This window comes from Nocardioides sp. (assembly GCF_030019515.1).
GTDB lineage: Bacteria > Actinomycetota > Actinomycetes > Propionibacteriales > Nocardioidaceae > Nocardioides.
In genome coordinates this window covers 1-2,429 of the sequence record NZ_JASEEQ010000031.1, presented here as the reverse complement: position 1 = coordinate 2,429, position 2,429 = coordinate 1, and the positions used below count along the sequence as shown (strand labels likewise).

General features: G+C 70.7%; 3 protein-coding genes. 2 read left to right on the top strand and 1 reads right to left on the bottom strand.

All coding sequences use genetic code 11. From position 1 onward, the window contains the following. Positions 1-129 precede the first annotated feature (129 nt). The gene (gene npdG / locus QMC84_RS22375; RefSeq protein WP_300378886.1) at positions 130-795 is read right to left on the bottom strand and encodes an NADPH-dependent F420 reductase; all 666 of its coding nucleotides are present in this window, start codon (positions 793-795) and stop codon (positions 130-132) included. An 86-nt stretch (positions 796-881) separates the two neighbouring features. On the opposite strand from npdG, the gene QMC84_RS22370 reads away from it, so the two are divergent. Both QMC84_RS22370 and QMC84_RS22365 read left to right on the top strand, forming a co-directional pair. Then, entirely contained in the window at positions 882-1,517 is a 636-nt protein-coding gene (locus QMC84_RS22370) for a nitroreductase family protein (RefSeq protein ID WP_300378884.1), read from the top strand. Positions 1,518-1,541: 24 nt separating this feature from the next. Further along, complete coding sequence (locus QMC84_RS22365; RefSeq protein ID WP_300378882.1) at positions 1,542-2,312, top strand: SDR family oxidoreductase; 771 nt, start codon at positions 1,542-1,544, stop codon at positions 2,310-2,312. Positions 2,313-2,429 lie beyond the last annotated feature (117 nt).

Genomic DNA, 2,429 nt, shown 5'->3' with positions numbered 1-2,429 from the left:
AAGACCTCCTCCCGCATGAAGTCCCACATCCGGTCGCAGTGCTCCTGCGCCTTCGAAGACAGTCCGAAGTCCATCTGCTTCCTCTCGTTCAGCTCACTCGAGCGCCTGGTGGAACAACGGGTTCGTCCCTCAGACGTCCGTGATCCGGACGCCGGCGTGCGCCTGGTAGCGGCGGTTGACCGAGATCAGGTTGGCGGTGAGGGCCTCGACCTGGTGGGCGTTGCGCAGGCGCCCGCCGTAGATGCCCCGCACGCCCGGGATCATGCCGCACAGGTCCCGGACCAGGTCGGTCGCCTCGCGTACGTCGCCGAGGACGAGCACGTCGGTGTCGAGCGACTCGACCTCGGGGTCCTCGAGCAGCACCGCACTGACGTTGTGGAACGCACCGACCACGGTCGAGTCCGAGAGGATCGACTGCGCCTGCTGCGCTGCGGATCCCTCCTCGACCTGGAGGGCGTAGGCGCCATACTTGTCGAAGCCGAGCGGGTTCACGCAGTCGACGACGACCTTGCCGGCGAGCTCCGCCTTGAGTGAGGTGAGCAGGTCGCCATGGCCGTCCCAGCGTACGGCGACCACGACGACGTCACCCGCGGCGGCGGCGCCCGCGTTGTCGGCGCCGGACACCTCGCCGGGCAGGTCGGCCGCGGTGTGCGCGGCCCGGTCCGCGCTGCGGCTGCCGATCACCACCGGAACACCGGCGGTGGCGAGGCGCCGCGCGAGGCCACGCCCTTGCGGCCCGGTGCCGCCGAGGACAGCGACGGTCATGCCGGCAAGGGACTCGGGCACCGAAGGCATGAGCCGACTGTGGCAGAGGCGGTGCGGTTGAGTCCGGTCATATCTCGTATATTGACATTGATGTCGGAATCATGTTGATTCGGGGCATGGCGCACCCCGGCCTCGAGCTGCTCACCACCACGCGCGCCGTGCGTCGTCGGCTCGACCTCACCCGACCGGTGCCCCGTGACCTGCTCCTGCGCTGCGTCGACGTCGCCCAGCAGGCGCCCACGGCCGGCAACTCCCAGGGGTGGCGGTTCGTGCTCGTCGACGATCCCGACCAGCGGCGCCGGCTCGCCGAGATCTACCGCGAGGCCGGGCTCGGCCTGCTCGAGGACGGACTGGCGACCGCCGCCGACGACCAGACCCGCCGGGTGTACGAGTCGGCGATCTACCTCGCGCACCGGCTCGAGGACGTCCCTGTGCACGTCATCCCCCTCATCGTCGGGCGTCCCGACTCGTGGGGTCCCGAGTTCGTGGCCGGCGTCTACGCCAACATCCTGCCGGCGACCTGGAGCTTCATGCTCGCCGCGCGCTCCCTCGGCCTCGGGACGTGCTGGACCACCTCTACGCTGGCCCGTCAGGAGGATGTCGCCGAGGTGCTCGGCCTGCCGGACGACGTGACCCAGGTCGGGCTCATCCCCACGGCGTACTTCACCGGCTCCAGTTTCTCCCCTGCCCGGCGGCCACCGCCGGACCTCATCGTGTCCTGGGACCGCTGGTCCTTCGACGCCCCGTCCTGACGTCGTATCCGAGAGAGGTACCCCATGTCCCGTTTCACCGGCAAAGTCGCGCTCGTCACCGGAGCCGCAGGCGTTCTCGGCACCGCGATCTCGCGGCGACTGGCCACCGAGGGCGCCTCTGTGGTGCTCGCCGACATCGACCTCGAGGCAGCGCAGAGGGCTGCTGCCGAGATCGGCGGCGACGCGGCGGCGGTCCGCATGGACGTCACCAGCGGGGACGACGTCCGCGAGTCGCTGACCGGGTCTGCGCAGCGGTTCGGCGGCCTGGACGTCCTCGTCAACAACGCCGGCACCGAGGGCGGCTTCGCGACGACCACCGAGTACGACGACGACGTGTTCGACCGGACGTTCGCGATCAACGTGCGCGGCTCCTACCTCGGCATGAAGCACGCGGTGCCCCTCCTGCGCGCCCGGGGTGGCGGCGCCATCGTGAATGTGGCCTCGGTCGCAGGCCTCCAGGGGACGCCCGGGATGATCGCCTACGGCATGAGCAAGCACGCCCTCCTCGGCATGACCAAGACCGTCGCGGCCGAGGAGTCCGCCGCCGGCATCCGCGTCACCGCCGTGTGCCCGGCGCCGATCGAGGGCCGGATGATGCGGTCCATCGAGTCCGGTCTCGGCGGCGACGACGGGACGACCGTGCGCTCCCAGTACCGCGACGCGATCCCGCTCGGGCGTTACGCGTCGCCCGAGGAGGTCGCGGCGCTGATCTGCTTCCTGGCCTCTGACGAGGCCGCCTTCATCACCGGCTCTTGGCACCGCATCGACGGCGGGCTCGGCATCAACTCGGCGTGAGGACCCGCCGGTCGTAGGTGGTGGTGCGTTCGACGACCGGGCGGCCGATGCCGGCGCCGATCTCGACGAGCTCGGCGACGGTCTTGGCCGAGCCGTGTTCGGAGCCGGCCATCCGGG

Excerpts from the sequence above, each read along its gene's own strand:
- npdG (WP_300378886.1), bottom strand. The coding sequence starts at position 795 with ATGCCTTCGGTGCCCGAGTCCCTTGCCGGCATGACCGTCGCTGTCCTC.
- QMC84_RS22370 (WP_300378884.1), top strand. The coding sequence starts at position 882 with ATGGCGCACCCCGGCCTCGAGCTGCTCACCACCACGCGCGCCGTGCGT.
- QMC84_RS22365 (WP_300378882.1), top strand. The coding sequence starts at position 1,542 with ATGTCCCGTTTCACCGGCAAAGTCGCGCTCGTCACCGGAGCCGCAGGC.